The following is a 26079-nucleotide window of genomic DNA, read 5'->3' on the forward strand; positions in this document are numbered from 1 at the left end:
CCATTGCCTGATCTCACCCATTATGGTTGACTTGAGGGACGTTAGGCAAGGCTTTGAAACGATGAATCTGCTTCCGGAGCAATGTCGTGCGGCGCGGGGACTGCTTAACTGGACACAGGAGCATCTCGCCAACGTCGCGGGCGTCTCGCGCAGTACGATCAAGGACTTCGAGTGCAATCGCCATGCGATTCACCGGGCTACCGAGGCTCTCCTGGTTCGGGCGTTCGAGGAAGGGGGCGTCCGGCTGATTCCAGCCCAGGGCGAGGGACCGGGTGTCCGCCTGGCCTGCGTCCATGGCGATGCCCAGTCGGAGACGATCAACTGACGCGAGAGCACCGCTGCGGCCCGGCTGTTTCAAGCCGCCCATGAAAAAGGGCTGCCGCGCGGTTGCGGGCAGCCCTTCTTCGTCACACCGGGGGTGTTGACCTTACTTGGCTTCGGTCAGGTACGGGGCCAGGTCGAGCTTGGCGCCCATGTACTTCTCGAAGATCGTCGAGAGCGAGCCGTCATCGGCGCCCTTCTTGACCCAGCCCTGCAGCCAGGCCTTGAGCTCCGGCTCGTTCTGGCGCAGGCCGATGCCCAGCGGCTGCTGGACGACTTCGGCCTTGGGCTCGAGTTCCTTGGCCGGGTAGCGTTCGGCCAGCGTCAGATACATGCCGTAGGGCGCGCACATGGCGTCGACCTGGCCGGACATCAGCGCGGTGATGGTGGTCGCGTCATCGTCGAAGCGGACGAGCTTGGTGTCGGCCGGAGCCTTCTTGGTCAGCTCGGTGTCCTGCAGATTGCCGCGCACGACGCCGACGCGCTTGCCGGAGAGGTCCTCGAGCGACTTGATCTCGACGCCCTTGGGTCCGAACACGATCAGGCGGTTGACCGAGTAGGGAACGAAGTCGACGACCTTGGCGCGTTCGGGGGTGATCGCGAAGGACGAGACGACGATGTCGGTCTTGCCGGTGAGCAGGAAGGGCACGCGGTTCGGGCCGGTCACTTCGACCAGCTTCATCTTGACGCCGAGATCCTGCGCCAGCTTGTTGGCGACTTCGACGTCGGCACCCGCGGGCTTCAGATCGGCATCGGTCATTCCCCATGGCGGCGCGCCGAGGTCGATGGCGATCGCGATCTCGCCCTTGGCCTTGATGTCGGCCAGAAGATCGGCCTTGGCGACACCGGCGACGCCGATGGCCAGGGTCGCGGCGAGCGCGACGCGCGTCAGAAACTTCATGTCATTACCTCCAGTTGAAACGTCAAAGGCCGCTGCTGAGAAACTGGCGCAGTTCCGGTGTCTTCGGATCTGCGAAAATCTCGGCCGGCGGACCTGCCTCCCAGACCTTGCCCTGATGCATGAACACGACGACGTCGGCGAGCCGGCGGGCGAACGCCATTTCATGCGTCACCAGAACCATCGTCATGCCCTCGCGGGCGAGGTCTTCCATCACCTTCAGCACTTCGCCGGTCAGTTCCGGGTCGAGCGCCGAGGTCACTTCGTCGAACAGCAGCACTTTTGGTGAAAGCGCGAGCGAGCGGGCGATGGCGACGCGCTGCGCCTGGCCGCCCGAAAGCTGTTCGGGATAGGCTTCGGCCTTGTCGGCGAGGCCGACCATGGCGAGCACCTTCTGGGCGATCGCCTCGGCCTCGGCGCGGCTCTTCTTCTGCACCACCGTCAGCGCCAGCGTGATGTTGCGCAGCACGGTCAGGTGCGGGAACAGGTTGTAGCTCTGGAACACCATGCCGACATCGGTGCGCAGGCGCTTGACCGACGGGCGGTCGCCCATCGACACCTTGTTGCCGCAGACCTCGATGGTTCCGCCATTGATCTCCTCGAGCGCGTTCATGCAGCGCAGGAGCGTGCTCTTGCCGGAGCCGGAGCGTCCGACGATGGCGACCATGGTGCCGCGCTCGATGGTCAGCGACACACCGTGCAGCACCTGGAGGGGGCCGAAACTCTTCGAAACATTGTCGACGACGATGATGGGTTCGGCGCCCGGCACGGCTTCGTTCCGAGGTCTCGTGCCGGTGGCTTCATTTACCGACATTGAGCTTCCTTTCGAAATGTCTGCTGGCGAGAGAGAGGGGGTAGCACATGGCGAAATAGATCATCGCCACGAAGACGAAGGTGATGAACGGCTCGAAGGTCGAGTTGTTGACGATCTGCCCCGCTCTCGCGAGCTCGACGAAGCCGATGATCGAGGTGATCGAAGTGTTCTTGATGATCTGGACCATGAAGCCCACGGTCGGCGGGATCGCGATACGGGCCGCCTGCGGCAGGATGACGTAGCGATACTGCTGCAGCCGGTTCAGGCCGATGCAGTTGGAGGCTTCCCACTGCGTCTTCGGCACCGAGAGGATGCAGCCGCGCCAGATCTCGCCGAGGAAGGCCGAGGTGTAGAGCGTGAGCGACAGGCCGGCGGCGACGATCGGCGGGATGTCGAGGCCGAGGATCGACAGGCCGAAATAGGCCAGGAACAGCACCACCAGCAGCGGCGTGCCTTGGATGATCTGGATGTAGGCGGACGACACCCAGCGCAGCCAGCGGATCTGCGAGACGCGGCCGAGCGCCAGGGCGAGGCCGACAATGCCGCCGCCGATGAAGGCCAGCACGGACAGCAGCAGCGTCCAGCGTGCCGCCTCGATGAGGTAGATCAGATGGGTGGAGGAGAACGTGATCATGGCTTCACCTCACCTCACGTGCGCAGCTTGCGGCGGCGGACAAAGGCGACTTCGCCGATGGCCCACAGGACGACGCGGAAGAGGACGGAGAGGGCGAGATAGACGGCCGCGACGATCAGGTAGACCTCGAACGAGCGGAACGTTTCGGACTGGATCAGGTTTGCCTCGGCGGTCAGTTCCTGCGCCGAGATCTGCGAGGTGATCGAGGAGGACAGCATCAGCAGCACGAACTGGCTCGACAGCGCCGGATAGACGCGCTCGACGGCCGGGATCAGCACGATGTGCCAGTAGATCTGCAGCTTGTTGAGGCCGAGGCATTCGGCGGCCTCGATCTGCCCCTTGGCGATCGACTCGATGCCGGCGCGGATGATCTCGCTGCCATAGGCGCCGGTGTTGATCACCAGCGCGATGACGGCGGCCGTCTCGGCCGAGAGCCGCAGGCCGAGGCTGGGCAGACCGAAATAGACGATGAAGATCTGCACCAGAAGCGGCGTGTTGCGGATCACCTCGACATAGGCGCCGACCAGGCCGGAGGCGAGCTTGCTCTTGCCGGAACGGATGATCGCGCAGACCAGCGCGACGACGAAGCCGAGGGCGATCGACGTTCCCGCGAGCAGGATGGTCTGCCAGGCGCCGCGCATGAAGGCAGGCCAGGTCGTCAAGAGAAAAGAGAAGTCAAACGAGTATGAGATCATCCCGTCGCCTGCTGTTGGGGGGCTCGGTAGGGCTTGTGCGAAATCGCGGGTGGGGGCGTTTTTTCGCTACACGGCGCGGATCTTCGTGGCGGCGTGACCCGTCATGAGGTTGCAGCGGCCCGTTCCATCGACGGCGGCATATTCCCCGCGGACGGCGATCGCAACACCGCATGGCTGTGGCAATCCGACCTAGGCGGAATCGTAAGGCTCCCGTTCGATGCCCGGTGCGGGACCGGGCGGTTCGGCGTGAAGGCCATCGGGTTCGTGGTGTTCATTGCGTCGCCTTGGTCGAACCTCCTCCCGGAGGCATGCGTAGTGGAACTGCGCCGGTGAGGGCGGGAACCGCGCGGGCCTTGGCGAGCTGCCAGGACCCGGTGTCGCGATGGGCTCGCGCAGTCGGGTCACTTCCCGGCGCCGGACCGCTCCGATCCGTTTGCCAGTCAGGCTTGCCTTGCCTCTTTGTGCGTCCCGGCACTAGTATTCTAGTCTACGGTTCTTGACAATATGGCCCAACAATCGGCTTGTTTGGCCGGAATGGACGGCGGAAACGTTTGGTTTCATTCTAAGATTCATCGTATCCACCGAAGGTGGGACGCAAAAAAGCCGAATAAAAAAACAGGGGGCGGAATCATGGAGTCGGGAAGTCACTCGCTCGGGGCGATTCTGGACGACGCCAATCTCACGCGAGACCGGCGCGCCTCGCAGCAGGTGTATGACCTGCTGCGGCGGGCGATCCTGTCGCTGCAACTCGAGCCCAATCGTCCGATCTCCGAGCAGGACGTCGCCAACCGCCTGTCCGTCAGCCGCACGCCCGTGCGCGAGGCCTTCATCCGCCTGTCGGAAGAGGGGCTCCTGACCAGCTATCCGCAACTGGCGACGGTGATCGCGCCGATCCGCATGGAGGCGCTGCTGGAGGCGCAGTTCCTGCGCGAGGCGATCGAATGCGCCACGGCGGAACGGGCCGCGCGCATCATCGACGAGGACGGCATCCTCCGCCTGCGCGCCGTGCTCGCCCGCCATTCGGCGGCGCTCGAGGCCGAGCGGTGGCCCGAGTTCCACCTGCTCGACGAGGAGACGCACCGGCTGATCTGCGAGGTCGCCGGCCTGCGCGGTCTTGGCCGTCCCGTGGAGCAGGCGCGCGGCCATCTCGATCGCGTCCGCTACCTTACCCTGCCCGAACTCGACACGTCGCGCCGGGTCGTCGCCCAGCACACGACGGTGGTCGAGGCGATCTGCGAGCATCGTCCCGAAGATGCGCGCGAGGCGATGCGCGTGCATGTCCGGGACCTGCTGCCCCGGCTGGAGGGCCTGCGCGAGCGCTATCCCGACTTCTTCGAGGAAAAACCGCAGTTCGCCCGCCGCGCGTCGACCCGGTAGGGGCAAGCAAGCTCCTCACCCCATCCTGTCCCGCGAGCGGGCGAGGGCTTTCTCCACCGAGGCAGTGTCGACGGGCAGACGGGGTGCGATGGGCTCCCTCTGCCGTTGCGGGAGAGGGATGGGATAGCGGTCTTCCAGAGCTACAGCCCGAAATAGTCGGCCATCAGCTCCAGTTGCTGGTCGAGCATCGGCTTGCCCAGGTGGATGCGGCAGCCGGCGGCCTCGGCGGCGACCAGCAGGGGCGTCATGGTTGGCTGCATGATCACCTCGGCGACGATCATCTCGGGCTCAAGGCGGGCGAAATCGAGCGGCGCCGCGTCTTCGGCGCGCATGCCGAGCGAGGTGCCGTTGACGACAAGGTCATGGCCGCTCGGGTCGCTGTCGCCGATAGCGACATTGGCATCCGGATGAAGGCCCAGGATGCGCTCCCGCAGCGCCTCGGCCTTGGCGCGGGTTCGGTTGGCGATCGTGAGCTTGGACACGCCGCCCTCGACCAGCGCAAAGGCGATGGCGTTGGCCGCGCCGCCGGCGCCGGCAAGATAGGCGCTGCGCCCGGCGATCGGGATGCCGGCGACCGTCAGGCCCGCGACGAAGCCGAGGCCGTCCAGCATGTCGCCGACCAGCCGGCCATCCGGCTCGCGGCGGATCACATTGACGGCGCCGATGGCGCGGGCGCTGGCGCTGACCTCGTCGCACAGCGCGGCCATCGCGCCCTTGTGCGGCACGGTGATGATGGCGCCGTCGAAGCTTCTCAGGTTCCGCAACGCGTCGGCGAAGTGCGGCAGCGTCTCTGGGGAGATCTGGAACGGCACCATGACGGCGTCACGGCCGCGCCGGCGGGCGATGCGGTTGATGCCCGGCGGCGCTTTCACATGCGCGATCGGGTCGGCCAGGATGCCGAGCACGCGGGTCTTGCCGGTGATCTCGCGGGTCTCGGTCATGTCGGTGCGCCTTTGTGGGACGTGGTCTGGAAAACAGAGCGCCGCGCCGATCTCTGCGACTCCCAGAACTCGACCATCATCCTGAGGTGCCCGGCAAAGCCGGGCCTCGAAGGAGGGTCCAGGGAACGCTTCTAGGGAGGCGGGATACGGCGTCGTCTGCAACGAACGAGCTCCGCTGGAACCTCCTTCGAGGCTTCGCTCGCGCGAAGCGCCTCAGGATGATGGCGGAGGCGGTAGATCTGCCTGAAAGGCCTGGACATTCCTTGCCTGAAAAGGCGGGCCCCGAGGGGCCCGCCGCGCTTCTTATTCCGGGATGGTTTCCGGCAGGTTCTGGTTGAAATACTTGACGTAGATCTCGTTCAGCTTGCCGTTCTTCAGGTTGGTCGCGACCCACTCGTCGACCCAGGTCTTGAGTTCGGCGTCGTTCTTGCGCAGGCCGATCGCCATCGGGTAGGCGGCCAGCGTCAGCTTGACCTCGAGGCCCTTGTCCGCGTTCTGCTCGGCAACCGAATTGGCGGTCGACAGCGCGGCCGCGAACACGTCCTGCTGGCCGGTGGCGACGGCGGTATTGGTGGTTGCCTCGTCCTCGTAGCGCACGATGCTGGCGGCGGCGCCGGCTTCCTTGAGGGCGCGTGTCAGCTCGATGTCGGCGGTCGTGCCGCGGGCGACCGCGATGTTCTTGCCGGCGAGATCCGCGGCCGAGGCGATCGCGACCGCCTTGGGGGCCGAGACGACGACGGGAATGACGCCGTAGGGCTTCGAGTAGTTGACGACCTTCTTGCGCTCGGCCGTGATCGAGAACGAGGCTATGACGACGTCGGCCTTGTTGGCGAGCAGGAACGGCACGCGGTTGGCGCCCGAGACCGGCACGACTTCGAGCTTCACGCCGAGGTCGTCTGCCAGAAGCTTGGCGGTCTCGATGTCGGAGCCGGTTGCCTGCGCCTGCGCGTCGAGCATGCCGTAGGGCGGATGGCCGATATCGACCGCGACGCGCAGCGTGCCGCGCTCCTTGATCTGCGCGGGCGTGTCGGCCTGGGCCGTCGCCGCGCCGGCGCAGAGCGCCAGCGACAGGGTGAGCCCGCCGACGAGATGCCTGAAGTTCATGGTGTTTCCTCCACTGGGTAGTTCGGTTTGACGCCTGGGGCGTCGCCTAGAGACCGTTGCCGACGAACTGGCGCAGTTCCGGCGTCTGGGGATCTTCGAGCATGTCGCCCTTGCCGCTCTCCCAGATGCGGCCCTGGTGCATGAAGACGATCTGGTCCGCGACCGAGCGGGCAAAGGCCATCTCGTGGGTCACGAGCATCATGGTCATGCCTTCGGCGGCGAGCTTCGCGATGACGCGCAGCACTTCGCCGGTCAGTTCCGGGTCGAGGGCGGACGTGACTTCGTCGAACAGGATCAGCTTGGGCCGCATCGCCAGCGAGCGGGCGATCGCGACGCGCTGCTGCTGGCCGCCGGAAAGCTGCTCGGGATAGTTCTTCGCCTTGTCGGAAAGGCCGACCTGCGCCAGCACCTGGTCGGACAGCTCGCGCGCCTCTTTCGCGCCGATCCTGTGGACCTTGCGCGGAGCGAGGGTGACGTTCTGCTCGACGGTGAGATGCGGGAACAGGTTGTAGCTCTGGAACACGATGCCGACGTCCTGGCGCAGGTCGCGCAGGTCGACCTTGCCGTCATGCAGCGTGCGGCCGCAGACGGTGAGTTCGCCGGCGTTGATCCGCTCCAGCCCGTTGACGCAGCGAAGCGCCGTGCTCTTGCCGGAGCCGGAGCGGCCGATCAGCGCCACGACCTCGCCCGACTTGACCTCGAGATCGATGCCTTTCAGCACCTCCAGCTCGCCAAAGCTCTTGCGGACGCCCTGGAAGCGCACGAGCGGGGTATCGGATCGGGTCATGTTCTGAATCTCGGTCGCGCGTTGCGGGCTGGCGGCGATGTTCATCTGGATCTCCTCAGCTCCGGCTCAGCCGGCGCTCGAACCGGCGCGCCAGGACCGACATCGGGAAGCAGATGGCGAAGTAGATCAGCGCCGCGAGGGTGAAGACGGTGAAGGGCATGAAGGTCGAGTTGTTGATCACCTTGGCCGAGTAGGTGAGGTCGAAGAAGCCGATCACCACCGCATAGGAGGTGTTCTTGACGATCTGGACCAGGAAGCCGACCGTCGGCGGCACGGCGATGCGCAGCGCCTGCGGCAGGATGACGAAGACGAAGCGCTGCGTGTTGGTCAGCGCCAGACATTCGCCCGCTTCCCACTGCGTCTTCGGCACGGCCTGGATGCAGCCGCGCCAGATCTCGCCGAGATAGGCGCTGGAATAGAGCGTCATGGCGATGCCGGCGGCGACCAGCGCCGGCACGTCATAGCCACCGATCGAGATGCCGAAATAGACGACGAACATGATGACCGGCAGCGGGATGCCCTGAACCAGCTGCACGAACAGGCCGGAACCGGTCCTGAGGCTGCGGCGGCGCGAGGCGCGCGCCAGCGCCACCGGCAGGCCCAGTATCGTGCCGCCGACGAAGCCGAGCAGCGACAGGACGATGGTCCAGCCGGCGCCGCGGAAGATGAAGGCGATCTGCTCGATGGTCAGTCCGAACATGGGCGGGATCCGTGCATCGTGGAAAGGGCGGGCGGGAGCCGGCGGGCGGAACGCTAGAGTGGCGTGCCGAGGCGCCGCCGCCGCGGGAAGGACACCTGCGCCACGCCGAGCAGGGTCAGGCGCAGAAGGCAGGACATGACGAGGTAGATGCCGGCGATGACGAGGTAGACCTCGAAGCCGCGGAAGGTGAAGGACTGGATCATGTAGGCGACGCCGGTCAGTTCCTCGGCGGAGATCTGCGACATGATCGAGGTCGCGAGCATCATCAGCACGAACTGGCTGACAAGGGCCGGATAGACCCGCTCGACCGCCTGCGGGATCTGCACCGACCAGAGGCTCTGGCTCGGCTTCAGCGCCAGGCAGGCGGCGGCTTCCAGCTGGCCCTTGGGAATGCTCTGCAGGCCGGCGCGCATGATCTCGGCCGTATAGGCGCCGACATTGATGACCAGCGCGATCACGGCGGCGGGGAAGGGGCCGACGCGGACCTGAAGGACGGCCAAGCCGAAGAACAGCCAGAACACCTGGATGATCAGGGGCGTGTTGCGGATGCCCTCGACATAGATGGTGACGAGGCGCTGCACCCAGGGCGGGCCATAGAGACGGCCGACGGCGCAGCCGGTGCCGAGCGCGAAGCCTGGAACGATCGAGACGACGGTCATTCCCAGCGTCAACCAGATTCCGTGCCAAAGTTCCGGAAGATAATCGTTCAGGAACGAGAAATCGAATTCATATGACAAGGCGCAACCCCGCACATTCCGTAACGATGATGAATCGAAACGGAGCCGTATTTCTGAATCTTGAGTTTGGAAGTGGCGCGTTCGCTATCGAGATTTACGCATAGGCTCGATTTCTGCCTTGGTAAACCATGGCAGAGTTGCCCCCATATCCTGATGATTATTATTGTTTTTCTGTTGACTAGAGTAGATCTAACATGATTGATTGATGCACGCAATAACCATTTTAACGGAAATGATCATGTCGCTGCCGACGCCGTCATCCCCTGTCATCCAGCTCAACCCGCAAGACAATGTGAGCGTGGCGCGGGCGGTCATTCCCGCTGGCACCGTGCTGCCCGGCAGCAATGTCGTGGCGCGGGACGAGATTCCCTCGGGCCACAAGATCTCGATCCAGCCGATCGAGGCCGGCGAGCCCGTGCTGAAATATGGCCAGGTGATCGGCACGGCGAGCGCCGCGATCCAGCCCGGCGAGCACGTGCATTTGCATAATCTGGCGATGCAGGAGAGCGACGTTACCCACAACTTCGCCGCCGATGCGCGGCCGACGCCGCTGCTGCCGGAGGCCGAGCGCCGCACCTTCGAGGGCTATGTCCGCGCCAATGGCGAGGTTGGCACCCGCAACTACATCGGCATCATCACCTCGGTGAACTGCTCGGCCACCGTGTCGCGCGCCATCGCCGATGCTTTCAACCGAGGCGGCGCGCTGGACGCATTCGAGAATGTCGACGGCGTCGTGGCGCTGACGCATGGCACCGGTTGCGCCATCTCGACCAAGGCCGAGGGCTATACCTACCTGACCCGCACGCTGAGCGGCTATGCTAAGCATCCGAACTTCGCCGGCATTCTGATGATCGGCCTTGGCTGCGAGACCAACCAGATCGAGCCGATCGTCGAGAAGTTCGGTCTCGAGGTCGGGCCGATGCTGCGCACCATGACGATCCAGCGCCTCGGCGGCGCGCGCAAGACGGTCGAGATCGCCTCCGAGATCATCCGCGAGATGCTGCCGATCGCCAACCAGGCCCAGCGCACGACCGTGCCGCTTTCCGGCCTGAAGCTGGCGCTGCAATGCGGCGGTTCCGATGGCTATTCCGGCATTTCGGCCAATCCGGCGCTCGGCTATGCGGCCGATCTGATCGTGCGGAATGGCGGCACCGCCGTGCTCAGCGAGACGCCGGAAATCTATGGCGCCGAGCACCTCCTGACCCGCCGCGCCGTGACGCCGGCCGTGGCGCAGAAGCTGGTCGACCGGATCGAATGGTGGCGAGACTACACCGTGCGCAACGGCGCGGAACTGAACAACAATCCCTCGCATGGCAACAAGGCCGGCGGGCTCACCACCATCCTGGAAAAGTCGCTCGGCGCGGTGGCCAAGGGTGGCACGATGCCCCTCGAAGCGGTCTATGAATATGCCGAGCCGATCAACCAGACCGGGTTTGTCTTTATGGATACACCCGGCTACGATCCCGTAGCGGTAACGGGGCAGGTCGCGGGCGGCTGCAACGTCATCGTCTTCACCACGGGGCGCGGTTCCGTTTCCGGCTTCAAGCCTGCGCCGTGCATCAAGGTCGCTACCAACAGCGAGATGTACGAGCACATGCAGGATGACATGGACGTCAACTGCGGCGGCATCGTCACGGGCGAGGATACGATCGAGGCGGCCGGTCAGCGCATTTTCGAGGCTGTTATCGCCACCGCGTCGGGTCAGTATACCCTGAGTGAAGACTTCGGATTCGGCGATAATGAGTTCGTGCCATGGCAGATCGGCGCGGTGACCTGACGGTCGCGCGAAACGGAAAACGTGCGGAAGGCGGCGGCGTGGATCGCACGCCGGCCTATGCCTCGATCACCGAGCGTCTGCGCCGCGGCATCGAGAGCGGCAGCCTGCCCGAGGGCGCGGTGCTGCTGGAGGGGCCGCTCGCCTCGATCTTCGGATCGAGCCGCTCGCCGGTGAAGCAGGCTTTGGCGCGGCTGGAGGAGGAGGGACTGCTCAGCCGCTTCGACGGCCGCGGTCTTCTCGTCGGCACCGCCGGCGAGCCTATTCGGCTGAAGATCACGGCCGAGATGTTCGACATGGATGCGGCCGCGATGCCGGCTACCAAGCATTTCGCCTGGCAATCGCTCTATTACGATTTCGAGCGGGAGGTCATCCTGCGCTCGGTATTCGGCCGGTTTCGCGTCAACGAGCTGGCGTTGGCCCGGCACTTCAATGTCGGCCGCACCGTGGCGCGCGACCTGCTGATTTACGCGCAGCAGGTCGGCATCGTCGCCAAGGGCGAGAAATCGCATTGGTGGATCGTGCCGCTCGACGAGGCGCGCTTCCAGGACCTCTACGATCTGCGCATGCTGCTGGAGCCGGCGGCGCTGGAAACGGCGGTTGGCGCCATCCCGACCACCGTGCTGTCGGCGATGGCCGGGCGGCTGGAAGACGGCATCAACCGCGCAGGCGACGCCGGCATCGCCGAACTCGACGTGCTGGAGGAGGAACTGCATATCGGCTGCCTCTCCTATGGTCGCAATCCTGAGATCGTCGAGGCGCTGAAGCGCACCCGCTGCATCCTGGTTTCCGGCAAGCACTTCCAGGTGGCGCTGCAGCGCCAGCCCTTCTTCGATTCCTTCATGGAAGAGCACCTGGAGATCCTGCAGGCGATCGGCCGGCAGGACGTGAACGGCGCCAAGCACCTGTTGCGCGCTCATCTCGAAGCCTCCAGCGAAAAGGCGGCCGAGCGCCTCGCGGCCTTCCGCGCCACCCACCAGGTGTCGCCGACCTCCTATTTCGTCTGAGCCGTCGCCGCCGTTCGATACGAAGCCGTCTTCCCCAAGCCGGGGTCCTGTGCAATCGTCGCGACAAATCTGATGCGAAAATGAAAGCGCGGGAGAGACAGCGGATGGATGGCCGCCGGCGACGGGCACGGACCACGGATAGCCCGGAGCTTGGCGGTGGCGGAGCGGTGCGCGACCGCGGCACCGATCTGTCGATCTCCGTCGAGGATGCGCAGTCGGCCGCCAACGACATCCTCGCCGCCATTCTCGATCGCGAGCCGGGCCTCTCCAAATCCCACCGCAAGATCGCCCAGGCGATTCTCGGCTATCCGCGTGTCTTCGTCGAAAAGCCGATCGAGGAACTGGTGCCCTGGATCGGCGTCTCGGCGCCGACCATCACCCGCTTCAGCCGCGAGGTCGGCTGTGATGGCCTGCGGGATCTCAAGCTGAAGATCATGGGCAGCATGCGGGTCGGCCTGCAATATCTGGAGCCGCAGACCCCGCCCGCGACCCTGATCGAGGTGGGCGAGCGCGTCGCCATGCGGGCGCAGCGCGCGATCGTCAACGCGCAGAAGACCCTGGATCTCGGCGCGCTGGAGCAGGCGATCGAGATCATCAGCCGCAGCCGCATGATCTATGCCTTCGGTTCCGGCGGCGTTTCGAGCTGGCTGATCGAGGAAGTGCACAACCGGCTGTTCCGGCTCGGCCTGCATGTCAGCACCAGCGCCGACCACCAGATGCAGATGATGCTGGCGGCGACGGTCGGGCGCGGCGACGTCATCTTCTGTTCGTCGCTGAGCGGCACCAATCCCGAATTGATGCGCGCGCTGCGCATCGGCGCCGATTATGGCGCGCAGACCATAGGGCTCACGGTGGCCGGCACGCCGCTGGCTGACATGGTCGATATCTCGCTGGCCGTGAACGTCGCCGACGATGGTGACGTGCTGGGGCCGACCTCGGTGCGCTATGCCTTTCTCGCCGTCATCGACATGCTCGCCTATGGCGCGGCGGTGCGCAGCCGCCCGGCGGCGTTGGAGAAGCTGCGGCGGATCAAGCAGCAGTTCACCATGCATCGCGACTCGGACACCAGCAAGCCGCTGGCGGATTGACCGCGGCGCTGCACCGCGAATGGGCTGAATCTGCCCAGGAATTGATTTTTCAGATCATTTTCTCGCCGCACTGCGAAGGCGCCCCCGAGCGTATGCGTAAAATGACGGAAAAATGAAAAATCAGCTTGGCGACCGCCCCGATCGATGCTCATCATCGGGTGCCGTCACGATGCGGTTTTCCGGTCCGGTCGGCCGGATGCCGCGAGACATGCCTGTCGCCTTCATCGTCACAACGCAGAGCACCTGCCCACCATGTCATTTGACCTCGTTCTCCAGAAAGGTCGGGTCATTGATCCGTCCCAGGGTATCGACCGGATCACCGACGTCGCCTTTGCCGATGGCAAGGTGGCGGCGATCGGCGATGGCCTCGACGCCGCCGGCGCGGATATCCGCGACGTCTCGGGCCGGATCGTCACGCCGGGCCTGATTGACCTGCACACCCATGTCTATTGGGGCGGCACGTCGCTCGGCGTCGATGCCGAGGCCTATGCCAGGCAGAGCGCGGTCACGACCTCGGTCGACACCGGCAGCGCCGGCCCCGGCAATTTTCCCGGCTTCCGCAAGCATGTAATCGAGCCGAGCGCGGTGCGCATCCTCGCCTATCTGCATGTCTCCTTTGCCGGCATTTATGCCTTCTCCAACCGCATCATGGTCGGCGAGAGCCACGACATGCGCCTGATGGCGGCGCAGGACGCGGTCGAGGTGGCCGACGCCAATCGCGACGTCGTCGTCGGCATCAAGGTGCGCATCGGCCGTCACGCCAGCGGTGACAGCGGCATCGCGCCGCTCGATATCGCGCTGCAGGTTTCCGACGAGCTCGGCATGCCGATGATGGTGCATATCGATGAGCCGCCGCCTTCCTATGAGGCCGTCGTTGATCGCCTGCGGCCGGGCGATGTGCTGACCCATTGCTTCCGCCCGTTCCCCAACGCGCCGATCACCGGCAAGGGCAAGATCAAGCCCGAGGTGATCGCGGCGCGCGAGCGCGGCGTGATCTTCGATATCGGCCACGGCATGGGTTCGTTCTCCTGGAAGACCGCGCGCGCCATGCTGGAGCAGGGCTTTGCGCCGGATACGATTTCCTCCGACGTGCATGCGCTCTGCATCGAGGGCCCCGCCTTCGACCAGGTCACGACGATGTCGAAGTTCCTCCATCTCGGCATGCCGCTGAACGAGGTGGTCGCCGCCTCGACGCTCAACGCCGCCAGGGCGCTCGGCCGGCCGGAACTTGGCACGCTGAAGCCCGGCAGCCCCGGCGACGCCAGCATCCTGTCGATCCGCAACGGTCAATTCCCGCTGGAGGATTCGCGCAACGGCATCGTGACCGCGGATGAGCGCATCTTCGCGGATGGCGTCGTGGTCGCCGGCAAGTGGTGGCACTCGAATTAGCGGAACGGCAGACGGCGGACGCTCCGCAGGGCTTCCGTCGCATCCGGTCAGATAAGCGGCAGCGGCTGCCAATATTTGGCTTTGTCGAACAAATATTGCTCAATCGGAATGCTCTGGCCGCTCATTTGTCGACAAATGACACAAGAATAAAAAAATCGCTTGGCAGAGGCCGTGCCGGCGACACATGATCGGGCAACAAGTCCAGGGAGCGGTCTCCAGAGCCGGATCCCGCAGAGGCGCGATAGTAAGTCTGGCCCCATGACGGGGAGGCGTACCGCTCGGTTCTGTCGAGCGAAGAAGAGGAGACGGAGTTTGCAAGACAAGCCGGGTTTCCGGCTGTCGATCGTTCGTGATCAGGACTTTTCACGACGAAGTCATCCTGCGAGGATGACACTCAGTTCTGCCCGGTTGGCCGCGCGGGGAACCAAAACAATAGCGCCGGCCATCAGAAGCGGAATTCAAGGATACATCGGCCACTATCTAGATCGATCAACATTCACATCGTGAATACGACAGGATCAGCTCAATGTACCAAAACAAGAAAAGCAGGGTTCTCGGTTTGCTGGCTGGCGCTGCCGCCATACTTGCAACCTCGTCGATGGCGCAGGCCGAAACGGTTCGCGTCGTGCTCGGCTATTACAGCGCCGCGACGCAGGAACTGTTCGAGGGCATGGCCAAGGATTTCATGGAGAAGCACCCCGGCGACGAGGTGAAGATCGAAGTCATCCAGTGGGATAACCTCCAGCAGCGCCTGACCACCGACATCGCCGGCGGTACCGAGCCGGACATCGCCATGATCGGCACGCGCTGGCTGGTCGATTACGTCAAGAACGACATCGCCGAGCCGCTCGACGGCTACATGACGCCGGAATTCAAGGGCGCCTTCATCGAGTCGTTCCTTTCGCCATCGACTTTCGACGGCACGATGTACGGCCTGCCGGTCGCGGCGTCGGCGCGCGCCATGTATTACAACAAGGACCTGCTGGCCAAGGCCGGCGTCACCGAGCCGCCGACCAACTGGGACGGCGTCGTCGACACCGCCAAGAAGATCAAGGCGCTCGGCACCGACGCCTATGGCTTCGCGCTGCAGGGCAAGGAAATCGAAACCGACGCCTACTGGTACTATTCGCTCTGGACCCATGGCGGCGACCTGATCAAGGACGGCAAGTCCGGCGTCGCCAGCCCCGAGGCGATCGAGGCGCTGACGCTCTACAAGTCGATGATCGACCAGGGCCTGACCGAGCCGGATCCGAGCGGCCTCAACCGCCAGGACATCGAGCGCCTGTTCAAACAGGGTCGGATCGGCATGATCCTGACCGGCCCGTGGCTGCGCGGCCAGATCAAGACCGATGCCCCGACGCTCAACTATGGCCTGTCCCCGATCCCCGAGGGTACCACCAAGGCAACCTATGGCGTCACCGACACGCTGATGGTCTTCAAGTCGAGCAAGAACAAGGAGCTCGCCATGAAGTTCCTGACCGAGACCGCGTTCAGCCCGAAATGGCGCATCGAGTTCTCGACCAAGGAAGGCTTCCTACCGGTCATGAAGGAAGAGGCCGCCGCGCCCGTCTTCGCCGACGACCCGCAGCTCAAGGCCTTCACCGACATGCTGCCCTATGCCCGCTTCGCGCCGCCGGTCGCGAACTGGGAGCAGATGGTCGATGCCGTGATCGCCGCTGTTCAGAAGGTCTATATCGGACAGGCTCAGCCTGAAGCCGCCCTGAAGGAAGCCGCGGCGACGATCGATGGCCTTATCCAGCAGTAAGGCCGGTTCGGCACCGGAAGCTGGCGTCGGACGCGCGATGAATCGCGCCAGGACGCCGGCCAACGGCAAGATAGGGCGCGCCAGCGCGCCCTATCTTCTCATCCTCCCCTCCATCCTGTTCGCCTTCTGGATCATCGGCTATCCGATCTACGACATGGCCAACATGTCGGTTCATGCGGTGAATCGGTTCGGCAAGACGGCGGCCTTCAACGATTTCGCCAACTACCAGCGGCTGTTCTCGCACCAGCTGTTTATCGGCTGCCTGATCCGAACGCTGGTCTGGACGGTCTTCGTCGTCGGCGGCACGGTGCTGCTCTCGGTGCCGATCGCGCTGATCCTCAACGAGAAGTTCTTCGGCCGGACGCTGGCGCGCATCATCATCATGCTGCCCTGGGCGGTGTCGCTGACCATGACCGGCATCGTCTGGCGCTGGTCTCTGAACGGTCAGTTCGGCATGGTCAACGCGACGCTGCGCGAATTCGGATTGCAGGATACGCCGATCGAATGGCTCGCCACCTCGACGACGGCGTTCCCGATCCTGATCGCGATCGGCATCCTCGTCTCGATCCCGTTCACCGTGACGGTCATCCTCGGCGGCCTCTCCTCGCTGCAGGCGGACGTCTTCGAGGCGGCGCGGATCGACGGCGCCACAGCCTGGCAGCGCTTCCGCTATCTGACGCTGCCGCTGATCCGGCCCTTCCTCAACATCGTGCTGGTGCTCAACTTCATCTACGTCTTCAACTCCTTCCCGCTGATCTGGGTGATGACGCAGGGCGATCCGGCCAACAGCACCGACATCCTGGTGACCTGGCTCTACAAGCTCGCCTTCCGCTATGGCGAACTGGGCATCGCCTCGGCCCTGTCGATCGTGATGTTCGTCATCCTGCTGGCGCTGACGATCACCTATGCGGCGCTTGCCATGCGCAACGAGCGGAGCACCGCCTGATGGAACATCCGGTTCGCAAATCCCTGCTGATGTGGCTGCTGCTGTCGCCGCTGGTGATCCTGATCCTCTTTCCCTTCGCCGTCATGGTTTCGACGGCGGTGAAGCCGAGGGTCGAGGTGCTGATGTATCCGCCAAGCTGGTTCCCGTCGGAAATCCGGCTGCAGAACTTCGTCGACATGTGGCATGCGACGCGGCTTGGCCCGGCGGTGATGAACAGCCTGGTCGTCAGCATCGCCGCCACGGCGCTCTGCCTGCTGGTCGCCATCCCCGCCGCCTATGCGGCGGCGCGGATGGAGTTCACCGGCCGCAAGCTGTTCCGCCAGTTCCTGCTGGTCACCCAGATGCTGTCGCCGATCGTGCTGGTGCTCGGCATCTTCCGCCTGATGGCGAAGATGGGTTTCGTCGACCAACTGCCGGCGCTGGTGCTCGCCTATGTCGCCTTCAACCTCGCCTTCTCGGTCTGGATGCTGCAGGCCTATTTCCAGACCATCCCGAAGGAGCTGGAAGAGGCGGCGACGCTGGACGGCGCGTCGACAATGCAGAGGATGCGGCTGATCTTCCTGCCGCTTGCGGCGCCGGCCATCGGCATCACCGCCGTCTTCATCTTCATCTATTGCTGGAACGAGTTCGTGCTGGCGATGACGCTGCTGCGCTCGCCGGAGAAAAGCACGCTGACGCTGCAGACCTTCTCGCTGGTCGGCGGCCGCTACCAGGTCGAGTGGGACCATGTGATGGCGGCGACGCTGGTCGCCAGCGTGCCGGTCGCGGCGATCTTCGCCTTGCTGCAGCGTTCGCTCGTCAGCGGCCTCACGGTCGGCGCGGTGAAGTGACATTTCCAGACCGGTTGTGAACGGCGGCGGGCGTTGGCCCGCCGTTTCCCCCGCGACGCCAGAAGAAAATCGGAGACCGAGATGGGACTGAAGGATTGGTTCGGGCTGGAGGGCAAGCGCGCGCTCGTCACCGGCGCAAGTCGCGGCCTGGGGCGCGAAATGGCCCTGGCGCTGGCGGAAGCGGGCGCCGACATCATCATCACCGGCCGCACGCAGGAAACGCTCGACGCCACCGTGGCCGAGATCCGCGCGCTCGGGCGGCAGGCCTGGGGCGTGATGGCCGACATGGCCCAAGCGATTCCGTGCGAGGCGGCCTGCAAGACGATCCTCAAGGAATATGGACCGGTCGACATCCTGATCAACAATGTCGGCAACCGCATCGCCAGCATGCCGATCGTCGAGGAGACGCTGGAGACCTGGCAGCAGTCGCTCGACATGAACCTGACCAGCTGTTTTCTCGGCACCAAGATCTTCGGCGCCGCGATGCTGGAGCGCGGGCAGGGCGGCCGGATCATCAACATCGCCTCGATGAGCGGCCTGATCGCCAATCGCGGCATTGGCGGGCGCGACTACGAAACCGGCAAGGCGGCGGTGATCCATTTCACCCGCTGCGCCGCCGCCGACTGGGCGCCGCATGGCGTCACCGTGAACGCGATCTGCCCCGGCCTGTTCATGACGGACACCAACCGCAGCTGGAACGAGCGCCGGCCGGACGTGATCGACGCCATCGTCGCGCATATTCCGATGGGGCGTCCCGGCAATCCGCCGGAGATCGCGCCGCTCGCCGTCTATCTCGCCAGCCCCGCAGCCTCCTATGTGACGGGCGCCGCCTATGTCATCGATGGTGGCTATACGCTCTGGTAGGCGTTTCTCCCTTGCGGGAGCCGACGGTGGCTGAACTCCAGCCGCAGGATGTTGGACATGGAGCCCTGCAGACCTGTCTGCAGGGCTTTGGCGAGAATCGAGACAGGGCGCTCCTACTCGCGGTAAAGTAGGTTGCAGGAAACCCGCAGGAGACATCGTGTCGATCCATTTCTTCGGTCGCTTGCCGGACGGCACGGCCATTTCCGAGATCCGGCTTGCCAATGCCAGAGGCGCCTCGGCCTCGATCCTGACCTTTGGCGCGGCGCTGCGCGATCTCGTCGTTCCGGTGCCGAATGGAGAGCCGCGCCGCGTGGTGCTCGGCTTCCGGGAACTGGATGGCTATCTGGAGAACAACCGCTTTCTGGGCGTCACCGCCGGCCGGCATGCCAGCCGGATCGGCGAAGGCCATCTCGCCATTGACGGCAGGGAATACCAGCTCTCGCTGAACGAAGGCGGCGTGCATCTGCATGGCGGTGTCACCGGCTTCTCGCGCAAGCCGTGGCAGATCCTCGAATCGGATGAGCAGTCGGTGACGCTCGGCCTGATCTCGCCCGATGGGGACGACGGCTATCCCGGCACGCTCGACGTTCGCTGCACCTATCGGCTGCTCGAGCCCGGAACCATTCACATCACGATGACGGCGACGACCGATGCCCCGACCGTCGTCAGCCTGGCGCATCATTCCTATTTCTCGCTGCTGCCCGGGGCCACCAGCCGCGAGCACCGGCTGCAGTTCGCCGCTTCCGGTTATACGCCGTTCAGCCCGGAGCTGGTTCCGAGCGGCGAGATCGCCAGCGTCACCGGCACGCCCTACGATTTCCGGACCCCGCGACCTGTTTCCGATCCGGCCGGCGACCCGGACTTCGACTATGATTGCTGCCTGGTGCTCGACCGCAGTGGTGAAGGCCTGCTGCGCGCAGCGCGGCTGGAGGCGCCGGATGGCTCGCTGGCCATGGACGTGCACACCACCGAGCCATGCCTGGTCTTCTATGACGGGGCGGGTCTGGCGCCCGATTTCACCGGCCTCGACGGCGTGCCCTATCAGGCCCATGCCGGACTCTGCCTGGAGCCGATGCGCTTCCCCGACAGCCCCAACCAGCCGACCTTCCCCTCGGCCATCCTCCGTCCCGGCGAGATCTACCGGCAGGAGACCGAATATCGCTTCGGGTGAGAGGGCAGGGGGCTGGGTCCCCCTCCCCAAAGGCGCCTGGCGCTTTCGACCCTCCCTCAAAGGTGGGATCGAGCGGGAGTTGTCCGGCCCGGTATCGATGCGAGAACAAGTCCTTCGTTGAACCCTCCCCTTGAGGGAGGGTCAAAACCGGCTTCCCGGTTTTGGGGAGGGGGTCTCGTCACCCCTGCCGAGGCCCGTGCCATGGGAATGCAGTCTCCTCACCTCTCCCTCAGGGAGAGGTGAAGAACGAGGCACGCCGCCCTTATGTCCTCAGGCTCCGAGACGGGTCAGATCTTCGGCTTGGCGATGGCGATGCACTCGACCTCGTAGCGGAGCGCCGCGCCGAGGCAATTGGTGATCGTCGTGCGGGCCGGAAAGGGCTCGCTGAAATATTCGCGGTAGAGCTTGTTGAACAGCGGGATGTCGGCTGGATCCTGCACGTAGTTGCGGGTCTGCAGTACATGCTGGAAATCGCTGCCGGCGGTTTCGAGCACCTTGCGCATGTTCTCCATCGAGCGGCGCATTTCGCCTTCGAAATCCTCGGAGATGATCTTGCCGGTTGCATCGACCGAAGCCTGGCCGGAGACGAAGATCAGATCGCCAAACTTGGTCGACGGGCTGAAGGGCAGGTGCGACCGCGGGGTGTCCGGCTCGCTCGGATATTCGATCATGGTGTCTCCAGGTTTCAGCGGATCGGGAACACCGGCTGGCGCAGCCGGCGATAGGGAAGCGAGGTCAGCACGCTGGTGCAGGGGCCCGGCGTCGCCACCGTGTAGCTCCTGACCGTGATCGGGTCATAGGCACGGCGGTGCGCGACGGCCGCCTTGACGCCGATCGCCGTCAGCGTTTCCGGCACGATGCCCTGCGAGCGGAACTGGCCGAGATCAAAGGGCGGCGTCTTGCGGCTGTTGACCAGGATCTTCACGCCGTCCGCTTCCAGCACGACCGAGGCGCCCATGCTGATATCGACGCCCTGCATCGCGGCGAGATGGCTGTTGCGATCCTCCAGCGTGAATTCGCCATCGCTGCGGCTGACGAAGGTCACGGCGATCTCGAGCGGGCCGGCGCCGAGCTGGCTGCCCTTGCCGCCGAGGCGCACGGTTCGGACATCGCCCGGCGCGGCGTCGGCGAGCGCCTGCACGGTCTCGGCGTCGGCAATGGCGACCGCGGCGTTGCGGATGCCATGGCGCAGGAAGCCGCGCAGGATCGCCGTGTCGTTGCCCGGCGCGCCGCCGCCGATATTGTCGGCCGGCTCGACCACGATATAGGGGCCGCCCGGAAGCGTCTTGATCTCGGCGAGCGCGGCGTCGAGGTCCCATTCCTTCGGTTGGCCCAACTCGCGCAATTCGAGCGCAAGCGTTTCCAGCCGGTCGAGCGCGGCTTTCGCCCGCTCGGCGCTGCCGGTAGTGACCAGCGAGAAGGCGACGCCGGCGTCCGGCACGTCGGAGAAGGAGTAGCCGGCGATGACGTTGACGGCCCAGATCTCGGCATCCTCGGCCTCGATCTGTCGGGCGAGCGCCTCGAGATCGCGCATCGGCCGGTCGGCCGTGCCGGTGCCGGGCGGCGCCCACAGGATCGCGGCGTTGCGGGCCTGCATGACCGGCGAGGCCCTCTCTCGAAGGGCGCGCGCCAGCAGTTGCGCCGAGCGGACAGCCGACTCGCGCGCGTCGGTATGCGGGTTTTCGCGGTAGGCGACCAGGCCGTTGGCATGCCTCGCCATGGCGGCGGTGAAGGTCGCGTGCAGGTCGAACACGCCATAGAGCGGCAGCGCCTCGGCCCCGGGAATGGCGCGGATGCGGGCGAGCAGCTCGCCCTCCGGGTCGACGCTTGCCGTCGTCACCATGGCGCCATGCAGGGCCAGCCAGATGCCGTCGAGCCCGCCATCGTCCAGCGCATCGCGGAGGCCGGTCTCGAGTTCGCTCCAGAATTGCTCGAACACGGCGTGGTCGGTCGTGCCGGAGGGGAGGGCCGAATATTCGACCACAGGGACCACCTCCCAGCCTTCCGACTCGGCCACTTCGAGGAAGCCGTCGACGGTTGAGCCGTCGCCCCGGCGCGCCGGCAGCTCGGCGCCGCGCAGGATCTCGTAATCGGCAAGCCGGGTGATCTCGTCCACGAAGGTGTGGGTCTCGTGATAGAGCCCGGCCAGCAGGATGCGAGCGCGTGGTTTCATGGAAAGGCTACCTGTTGCGGGACATGTTCGCCGTGACTTCGGCGAGGGTGGCGACGAGAAGCCGGCCGAGCTTCTCGATGGCGTCGGGCTCGAAGCGGGCCGACGGGCCGGCGATGGAGACGGCGGCGATGGCTTCGCCGCCGGGCGCGAAGATCGGCGCGGCGACGCAAGCCCCGCCGATCTCGTTTTCCTCGAATTCAGTGGTCCAGCCGACGGTGCGGCAGCGCTCCAGCACGGCTTCCAGCGCTTCGGGGTCGGTGATGGTGCGGTCGGTTGCGGCCGGCAGCGAGCCGAGATTGTAGATGATGCGTCGGAACGACAGGGGCTGATAGGCGAGCAGCGCGCGGCCGCAGGCTGTCGAATGATAGGCGGCGCGGGTGCCGGAATAGGACGAGACGCGCAGCGTCTGGCTGCCTTCGAGGCTTTCGACGATCACCGCGTCGGTCGGGCCGGGCAGGGCCAGGTTGACGGTCTCGCGCGTTTCGGCGCAGAGCCGGACCAGATAGGGTTGCGCCAGCGCCGCGATGTCGAGCCGGCGCTCGACCGCCTTGCCATAGACCAGATGCTGCAGGCTTAGCCGGTAGGCGCCGCCCTTGATGTCGCGCTCGGCAAGGCCGACATCGACCAGCGCGGTGACGAGGTTGAACGCCGTGGTCTTGGCAAGGCCCGTGCGGGCGGCGAGCTCGCGCAGCGTGACGAAATCGCCGCTCGTCATGGCGTCGAGCAGCGCCTTGGCGCGGGCCACCGACTGGATGCGCGCGGCCACGGCGGCGCCGCTAGGCTCGTTTTCTGGCTTCGACATGCGGGTTCCGACCGTTGCTAGCGCGACTATCCGGACATCAATTCCATATCATAGAACGAAATGGCGATGTTCGCTCGGATATTAAGACATCAACTCCGGGGCGTGCGCAAGCCGAAGCTCTGGTTTCGATGGAGGAACGACGACAGGCTTGTTGACAGGTGCCCCGTCCTGCCGCTTAAATTTCACCCAGCAGCCAAAGTGTTGTTCCATGATGTAGAATAGTTGATGTCGTGCCCTTCCGGCATGGCGAGCAGGGGTCGGCAATGCGGGTCTTCGTGGCGTCTTTGGCAACCGAGACGAATACTTTCTCGCCGCTCTTCGTCGATCGAAGCGCGTTCGAGGGCGCCTTTTATTGTCCGCCCGGCACCCATCCCGAGACGCCGACGCTCTGTTCCGGGCCCATGGTGGCGGCGCGCCGCCGCGCCCGCACGGATGGCTTCACGCTTGTCGAGGGCACGGCGACCTGGGCCGAGCCGGCCGGGCTCGTCTCGCGCGCCGCCTATGAAAGCCTGCGCGACGAGATCCTCGACCAGTTGCGCGCGGCGATGCCGGTCGATGTCGTGCTGTTCGGCCTGCATGGGGCGATGGTGGCGCGCGGCTATGATGACTGCGAGGGCGACCTGCTGGCGCATGCCCGCGCCATCGCCGGGCCGGAGGCGATCGTCGGCGCCGAACTCGACATGCATTGCCACCTGACCGACCAGATGGTCGAGGCGGCGGATGTCATCGCCGCCTTCAAGGAATTCCCGCACACCGATTTCCTCGAACGGGCCGAGGATCTGGTCGATCTCTGCCTGCGCGCGGCGAAGCGCGAGATCGCGCCGGTCAGCGCGGTCTTCGATTGCCGCGCCATCACCGGCTTCATGACCAGCCGCGAGCCCGGCCGCGGCTTTGTCGATCGCATGCTGGCGCTGGAGGGGCAGGAGGGCATCCTGTCGATCTCGGTCGCGCATGGCTTCCAGGCCGCGGATGTCCACGACGTCGGCACCAAGGTGCTGGTGATCGCCGATGGCGCCGCCAACCATGGCAAGGCGGCGGCGCTGGCCGAGCGCCTCGGCCGCGAGATCCTGAGCTGGGGCGCGGGCGGCGGCGGGCCTTATCACTTCAAGCCGGAAGAGGCGATCGTCCAGGCGCTGGCCGAACTGGGCCAGCCGGTCGTTCTCGCCGATCGCTGGGATAATCCCGGCGGCGGCGTTGCCGGCGATTCCACCGTCATGGTCGAGGCGCTGCTGCGCCATCCCGAGATCCCGGCCGCCATCGGCGCGCTCTGGGATCCGGTCGCCGTCAGTTTCTGCCGGGCGGCCGGAATCGGCGCCGAGATCGATCTGCGCTTTGGCGGCAAGGCGGCCTCGACCTCGGGCAAGCCGATCGATGCGCGCGTGGTCGTGCGCGGCGTCACGGACGATCTGCTGGTGCCGTTCGAGCAGAGCTGGGTTTGCCTCGGCCCGGCGGCGGCCGTGACGATCGGCAATCTCGATGTCGTGCTGGCCTCGACCCGTGCCCAGACCTTCAGCCCGCCCGTTTTCACCGATCTCGGCGTCGATCTCGCCGCCAAGAAGATCATCGTGGTGAAGTCGTCCAACCATTTCCACGCCGCCTTCGCGCCGATTGCCCACAAGGTGCACTACCTCGATACGGGCGGTCCCTATCCGAGCGACACGGCGAAGATTCCCTATACCCGGGCGCGTCGCCCGCTTTCACCGCTGGACCCCAATCCATGGCTCTGATCCCCCGCCTCGACATCGCTTCGCTCGATGCGCTCGAACTCGATCCCTCGACCAAGGGGCTGCCCTATGATGCGCCAAGCCTCACCGTCGGCGATGTCGCCGCGCAGGGCTGGAGCCTGCTCGCCGGCGACCTGCCGCTGCCGGTCGCCGTCATCCGGCAGGAAGTTCTGGCCGCCAACAGCGCCTGGATGAGCGCCTTCACGGCGGAGAACGATCTCGTCATCGCACCGCATGGCAAGACGACGATGTCGCCGCATCTGTTCGACCTGCAGATCGCGGACGGCGCCTGGGCGATCACCGCCGCGACGCTGCAGCAGGTCGGCGTCTGCCTGCGCTTCGGCGTCAGGCGTGTGCTGCTCGCCAACCAGCCGGTCGGCACCCAGGCGATCGATGCCTGCTTCCGCGCGCTGCACGCCAAGGGCGGCTTCGAGCTCTATTGCCTCGCCGACAATCCCGACGGCGTGGCCATGCTGATCGAGGGCGCGCGCCGCAATCCGCCGCCGGAAGGCAATCCGCTGCGCATTCTGGTCGAGATGGGCTTTCCCGGCGGGCGCACGGGTGTCCGCACCCGCGAGGGCGCGATCGAGCTGGCGCGTGCGATCGCGGCGGCGCCTGGGCTGGAACTTGCCGGCTTCGAATGCTTCGAGGGCATGCTGCCGACGCCGGAAACGGCGGACGGCCTGATCGACGATGTCGCGTCGATGGCGTTGCTGGCGATGGAGGAGGGGCTGTTCACCACCGCGGCGCCGATCGTCATCAGCGCAGGCGGCTCGGCCTTCTTCGACCGCGTCGTCGAGCGTTTCAACCGGGTCTCGTTTCCGCATCCGGTGCTGCGCGTGCTGCGGTCCGGTTGCTACCTGACGCATGATTCCATCGCCTATGCGGCGGCGTTCCGGCGCATCGTCAGCGAGACCTCGCTGAAGCTTCCCGAAGGCGGACTGGAGCCGGCGCTGGAGGTCTGGGCGATGGTGCAGTCTCGTCCCGAGACGGGCCGCACCATGCTCACCATGGGCAAGCGCGACGTCAGCCACGATGCCGGCCTGCCGGTGCCGCTGCGCTGGTATCGGCCGGATGGCAGCATGACGGCCCCCGCCGCGATGCCGGCCGGCCATGAAGTCGTGGCGCTCAACGACCAGCATTGCCACCTCGTCACGCCCGAGGACAGCCCGCTCCGGACGGGCGACATGGTCGGCTTCGGCATCAGCCATCCCTGCACCACCTTCGACAAGTGGTCGCTGCTCTACCGCGTCGACGAGGATTACCGCGTCACCGGCGCGCTGAAGACGTTCTTCTGAACGGGGCGCGGGACGGGGCACGGTGCCAATGCACGAATTTGTTGCAGTGCCGCGTTGTTTCGCCCAGTGAAACGTCGCGGGATTGACACGAAACGGACCGCTACCTAGCCTGAATATCAATAAGGCTTCGATATAGATCGGGCGGATCTGCTGCTCGCTCCGGCCCAATACCACGCATGTCTTGGTCGTTTCGGCGACCCGTCATCTGCGCGGTGGATTTATTCGTGCGAGGCCAGAAGT

25 protein-coding genes are annotated in these 26079 nt (G+C 65.4%); 13 read left to right on the plus strand and 12 right to left on the minus strand.

All coding sequences use genetic code 11. The annotated features are described in order from the left end of the window. Positions 1-61: 61 nt before the first annotated feature. Positions 62-325 carry a helix-turn-helix transcriptional regulator gene (locus OSH10_RS07435; protein WP_266331013.1) on the plus strand — a complete coding sequence of 88 codons (264 nt, stop codon included), beginning with the start codon at positions 62-64 and terminating at the stop codon, positions 323-325. A gap of 102 nt (positions 326-427) precedes the next feature. Here OSH10_RS07435 and OSH10_RS07440 read toward each other — a convergent pair whose 3' ends face one another. Genes OSH10_RS07440 through OSH10_RS07455 form a run of 4 tightly spaced genes read right to left on the minus strand, consistent with a single transcriptional unit; the run spans position 428 to position 3359 of the window. After that, positions 428-1222: a transporter substrate-binding domain-containing protein gene (locus OSH10_RS07440; RefSeq protein WP_266331014.1), complete on the minus strand. Its 795-nt coding sequence runs from the start codon at positions 1220-1222 to the stop codon at positions 428-430. Positions 1223-1244: 22 nt separating this feature from the next. Next, the gene (locus OSH10_RS07445) at positions 1245-2033 is read right to left on the minus strand and encodes an amino acid ABC transporter ATP-binding protein (protein WP_323181563.1); all 789 of its coding nucleotides are present in this window, start codon (positions 2031-2033) and stop codon (positions 1245-1247) included. Continuing rightward, positions 2020-2667: an amino acid ABC transporter permease gene (locus OSH10_RS07450; RefSeq protein ID WP_266331015.1), complete on the minus strand. Its 648-nt coding sequence runs from the start codon at positions 2665-2667 to the stop codon at positions 2020-2022. Before OSH10_RS07450 ends, OSH10_RS07445 begins: the two co-directional genes overlap by 14 nt. A gap of 14 nt (positions 2668-2681) precedes the next feature. Next, complete coding sequence (locus OSH10_RS07455) at positions 2682-3359, minus strand: amino acid ABC transporter permease (protein WP_266331141.1); 678 nt, start codon at positions 3357-3359, stop codon at positions 2682-2684. A 633-nt stretch (positions 3360-3992) separates the two neighbouring features. On the opposite strand from OSH10_RS07455, the gene OSH10_RS07460 reads away from it, so the two are divergent. After that, complete coding sequence (locus tag OSH10_RS07460) at positions 3993-4739, plus strand: GntR family transcriptional regulator (RefSeq protein WP_266331017.1); 747 nt, start codon at positions 3993-3995, stop codon at positions 4737-4739. A 140-nt stretch (positions 4740-4879) separates the two neighbouring features. Here the strand turns inward: OSH10_RS07460 and OSH10_RS07465 are convergent, their stop codons facing one another. From OSH10_RS07465 to OSH10_RS07485, 5 genes are all read right to left on the minus strand, one after another. Then, positions 4880-5680 carry a shikimate dehydrogenase family protein gene (locus tag OSH10_RS07465; RefSeq protein ID WP_266331018.1) on the minus strand — a complete coding sequence of 267 codons (801 nt, stop codon included), beginning with the start codon at positions 5678-5680 and terminating at the stop codon, positions 4880-4882. A gap of 303 nt (positions 5681-5983) precedes the next feature. After that, positions 5984-6784, minus strand: coding sequence for a transporter substrate-binding domain-containing protein (locus OSH10_RS07470; RefSeq protein ID WP_266331019.1), 801 nt, complete (start codon positions 6782-6784; stop codon positions 5984-5986). Between the two features lie 46 nt (positions 6785-6830). Further along, on the minus strand, positions 6831-7571 hold the full coding sequence (locus OSH10_RS07475; protein WP_266331142.1) for an amino acid ABC transporter ATP-binding protein: 741 nt from the start codon (positions 7569-7571) through the stop codon (positions 6831-6833). Between the two features lie 55 nt (positions 7572-7626). Next, positions 7627-8271 (minus strand): amino acid ABC transporter permease, encoded by a 645-nt coding sequence (locus OSH10_RS07480; protein WP_266331020.1) that lies wholly within the window; start codon positions 8269-8271, stop codon positions 7627-7629. A 53-nt stretch (positions 8272-8324) separates the two neighbouring features. After that, positions 8325-9008 carry an amino acid ABC transporter permease gene (locus tag OSH10_RS07485; protein ID WP_266331022.1) on the minus strand — a complete coding sequence of 228 codons (684 nt, stop codon included), beginning with the start codon at positions 9006-9008 and terminating at the stop codon, positions 8325-8327. Between the two features lie 238 nt (positions 9009-9246). On the opposite strand from OSH10_RS07485, the gene OSH10_RS07490 reads away from it, so the two are divergent. The 9 genes from OSH10_RS07490 (at position 9247) to OSH10_RS07530 (ending at position 19842) form a co-directional block, all read left to right on the plus strand. Next, complete coding sequence (locus OSH10_RS07490; protein WP_407660686.1) at positions 9247-10785, plus strand: UxaA family hydrolase; 1539 nt, start codon at positions 9247-9249, stop codon at positions 10783-10785. Continuing rightward, the gene (locus OSH10_RS07495; RefSeq protein ID WP_266331023.1) at positions 10761-11789 is read left to right on the plus strand and encodes a GntR family transcriptional regulator; all 1029 of its coding nucleotides are present in this window, start codon (positions 10761-10763) and stop codon (positions 11787-11789) included. The genes OSH10_RS07490 and OSH10_RS07495 overlap by 25 nt, the downstream gene beginning before the upstream one ends. Before the next feature lie 104 nt (positions 11790-11893). Next, entirely contained in the window at positions 11894-12877 is a 984-nt protein-coding gene (locus OSH10_RS07500; protein WP_266331024.1) for a MurR/RpiR family transcriptional regulator, read from the plus strand. A 252-nt stretch (positions 12878-13129) separates the two neighbouring features. Beyond that, positions 13130-14266 (plus strand): amidohydrolase/deacetylase family metallohydrolase, encoded by a 1137-nt coding sequence (locus OSH10_RS07505; RefSeq protein ID WP_266331025.1) that lies wholly within the window; start codon positions 13130-13132, stop codon positions 14264-14266. A 526-nt stretch (positions 14267-14792) separates the two neighbouring features. Beyond that, positions 14793-16031, plus strand: coding sequence for an ABC transporter substrate-binding protein (locus OSH10_RS07510; RefSeq protein WP_266331026.1), 1239 nt, complete (start codon positions 14793-14795; stop codon positions 16029-16031). 70 nt (positions 16032-16101) lie between these two features. Then, positions 16102-16977 carry a carbohydrate ABC transporter permease gene (locus OSH10_RS07515; protein WP_266331145.1) on the plus strand — a complete coding sequence of 292 codons (876 nt, stop codon included), beginning with the start codon at positions 16102-16104 and terminating at the stop codon, positions 16975-16977. Further along, a complete protein-coding gene (locus OSH10_RS07520) occupies positions 16977-17807 on the plus strand; it encodes a carbohydrate ABC transporter permease (RefSeq protein WP_266331027.1) in 831 nt (276 codons plus the stop codon). The genes OSH10_RS07515 and OSH10_RS07520 overlap by 1 nt, the downstream gene beginning before the upstream one ends. Positions 17808-17888: 81 nt before the next feature. After that, a complete protein-coding gene (locus tag OSH10_RS07525) occupies positions 17889-18671 on the plus strand; it encodes an SDR family NAD(P)-dependent oxidoreductase (RefSeq protein ID WP_266331028.1) in 783 nt (260 codons plus the stop codon). A gap of 157 nt (positions 18672-18828) precedes the next feature. Beyond that, complete coding sequence (locus OSH10_RS07530; protein WP_266331029.1) at positions 18829-19842, plus strand: aldose epimerase family protein; 1014 nt, start codon at positions 18829-18831, stop codon at positions 19840-19842. A gap of 287 nt (positions 19843-20129) precedes the next feature. Here the strand turns inward: OSH10_RS07530 and OSH10_RS07535 are convergent, their stop codons facing one another. From OSH10_RS07535 to OSH10_RS07545, 3 genes are read right to left on the minus strand one after another with little or no spacing between them, the layout of a single operon-like run. Further along, complete coding sequence (locus OSH10_RS07535; protein WP_266331031.1) at positions 20130-20513, minus strand: RidA family protein; 384 nt, start codon at positions 20511-20513, stop codon at positions 20130-20132. A 14-nt stretch (positions 20514-20527) separates the two neighbouring features. Next, positions 20528-22015, minus strand: coding sequence for a M81 family metallopeptidase (locus tag OSH10_RS07540; RefSeq protein ID WP_266331032.1), 1488 nt, complete (start codon positions 22013-22015; stop codon positions 20528-20530). 7 nt (positions 22016-22022) lie between these two features. Then, positions 22023-22817, minus strand: a complete 795-nt coding sequence (locus OSH10_RS07545; protein ID WP_266331033.1) for an IclR family transcriptional regulator — start codon at positions 22815-22817, stop codon at positions 22023-22025. A 263-nt stretch (positions 22818-23080) separates the two neighbouring features. Here OSH10_RS07545 and OSH10_RS07550 point away from each other — a divergent pair, with 263 nt between their 5' ends. Together OSH10_RS07550 and OSH10_RS07555 are read left to right on the plus strand one after the other, a co-directional pair. Continuing rightward, a complete protein-coding gene (locus OSH10_RS07550) occupies positions 23081-24544 on the plus strand; it encodes a M81 family metallopeptidase (RefSeq protein WP_266331034.1) in 1464 nt (487 codons plus the stop codon). Next, positions 24535-25839 (plus strand): type III PLP-dependent enzyme domain-containing protein, encoded by a 1305-nt coding sequence (locus OSH10_RS07555; RefSeq protein ID WP_266331036.1) that lies wholly within the window; start codon positions 24535-24537, stop codon positions 25837-25839. The genes OSH10_RS07550 and OSH10_RS07555 overlap by 10 nt, the downstream gene beginning before the upstream one ends. The last annotated feature ends 240 nt before the right edge of the window (positions 25840-26079 follow it).

It is taken from the genome of Kaistia defluvii (assembly GCF_026343955.1).
Classification (GTDB): domain Bacteria; phylum Pseudomonadota; class Alphaproteobacteria; order Rhizobiales; family Kaistiaceae; genus Kaistia; species Kaistia defluvii.

Bases quoted from the DNA above. Each gene is read 5' to 3' on its own strand.
- OSH10_RS07435 (WP_266331013.1), top strand. From the start codon at position 62: ATGAATCTGCTTCCGGAGCAATGTCGTGCGGCGCGGGGACTGCTTAAC.
- OSH10_RS07440 (WP_266331014.1), bottom strand. From the start codon at position 1,222: ATGAAGTTTCTGACGCGCGTCGCGCTCGCCGCGACCCTGGCCATCGGC.
- OSH10_RS07445 (WP_323181563.1), bottom strand. From the start codon at position 2,033: ATGTCGGTAAATGAAGCCACCGGCACGAGACCTCGGAACGAAGCCGTG.
- OSH10_RS07450 (WP_266331015.1), bottom strand. From the start codon at position 2,667: ATGATCACGTTCTCCTCCACCCATCTGATCTACCTCATCGAGGCGGCA.
- OSH10_RS07460 (WP_266331017.1), top strand. From the start codon at position 3,993: ATGGAGTCGGGAAGTCACTCGCTCGGGGCGATTCTGGACGACGCCAAT.
- OSH10_RS07465 (WP_266331018.1), bottom strand. From the start codon at position 5,680: ATGACCGAGACCCGCGAGATCACCGGCAAGACCCGCGTGCTCGGCATC.
- OSH10_RS07470 (WP_266331019.1), bottom strand. From the start codon at position 6,784: ATGAACTTCAGGCATCTCGTCGGCGGGCTCACCCTGTCGCTGGCGCTC.
- OSH10_RS07475 (WP_266331142.1), bottom strand. From the start codon at position 7,571: ATGACCCGATCCGATACCCCGCTCGTGCGCTTCCAGGGCGTCCGCAAG.
- OSH10_RS07480 (WP_266331020.1), bottom strand. From the start codon at position 8,271: ATGTTCGGACTGACCATCGAGCAGATCGCCTTCATCTTCCGCGGCGCC.
- OSH10_RS07490 (WP_407660686.1), top strand. From the start codon at position 9,247: ATGTCGCTGCCGACGCCGTCATCCCCTGTCATCCAGCTCAACCCGCAA.
- OSH10_RS07495 (WP_266331023.1), top strand. From the start codon at position 10,761: ATGGCAGATCGGCGCGGTGACCTGACGGTCGCGCGAAACGGAAAACGT.
- OSH10_RS07500 (WP_266331024.1), top strand. From the start codon at position 11,894: ATGGATGGCCGCCGGCGACGGGCACGGACCACGGATAGCCCGGAGCTT.
- OSH10_RS07505 (WP_266331025.1), top strand. From the start codon at position 13,130: ATGTCATTTGACCTCGTTCTCCAGAAAGGTCGGGTCATTGATCCGTCC.
- OSH10_RS07510 (WP_266331026.1), top strand. From the start codon at position 14,793: ATGTACCAAAACAAGAAAAGCAGGGTTCTCGGTTTGCTGGCTGGCGCT.
- OSH10_RS07520 (WP_266331027.1), top strand. From the start codon at position 16,977: ATGGAACATCCGGTTCGCAAATCCCTGCTGATGTGGCTGCTGCTGTCG.
- OSH10_RS07525 (WP_266331028.1), top strand. From the start codon at position 17,889: ATGGGACTGAAGGATTGGTTCGGGCTGGAGGGCAAGCGCGCGCTCGTC.
- OSH10_RS07535 (WP_266331031.1), bottom strand. From the start codon at position 20,513: ATGATCGAATATCCGAGCGAGCCGGACACCCCGCGGTCGCACCTGCCC.
- OSH10_RS07540 (WP_266331032.1), bottom strand. From the start codon at position 22,015: ATGAAACCACGCGCTCGCATCCTGCTGGCCGGGCTCTATCACGAGACC.
- OSH10_RS07545 (WP_266331033.1), bottom strand. From the start codon at position 22,817: ATGTCGAAGCCAGAAAACGAGCCTAGCGGCGCCGCCGTGGCCGCGCGC.
- OSH10_RS07550 (WP_266331034.1), top strand. From the start codon at position 23,081: ATGCGGGTCTTCGTGGCGTCTTTGGCAACCGAGACGAATACTTTCTCG.
- OSH10_RS07555 (WP_266331036.1), top strand. From the start codon at position 24,535: ATGGCTCTGATCCCCCGCCTCGACATCGCTTCGCTCGATGCGCTCGAA.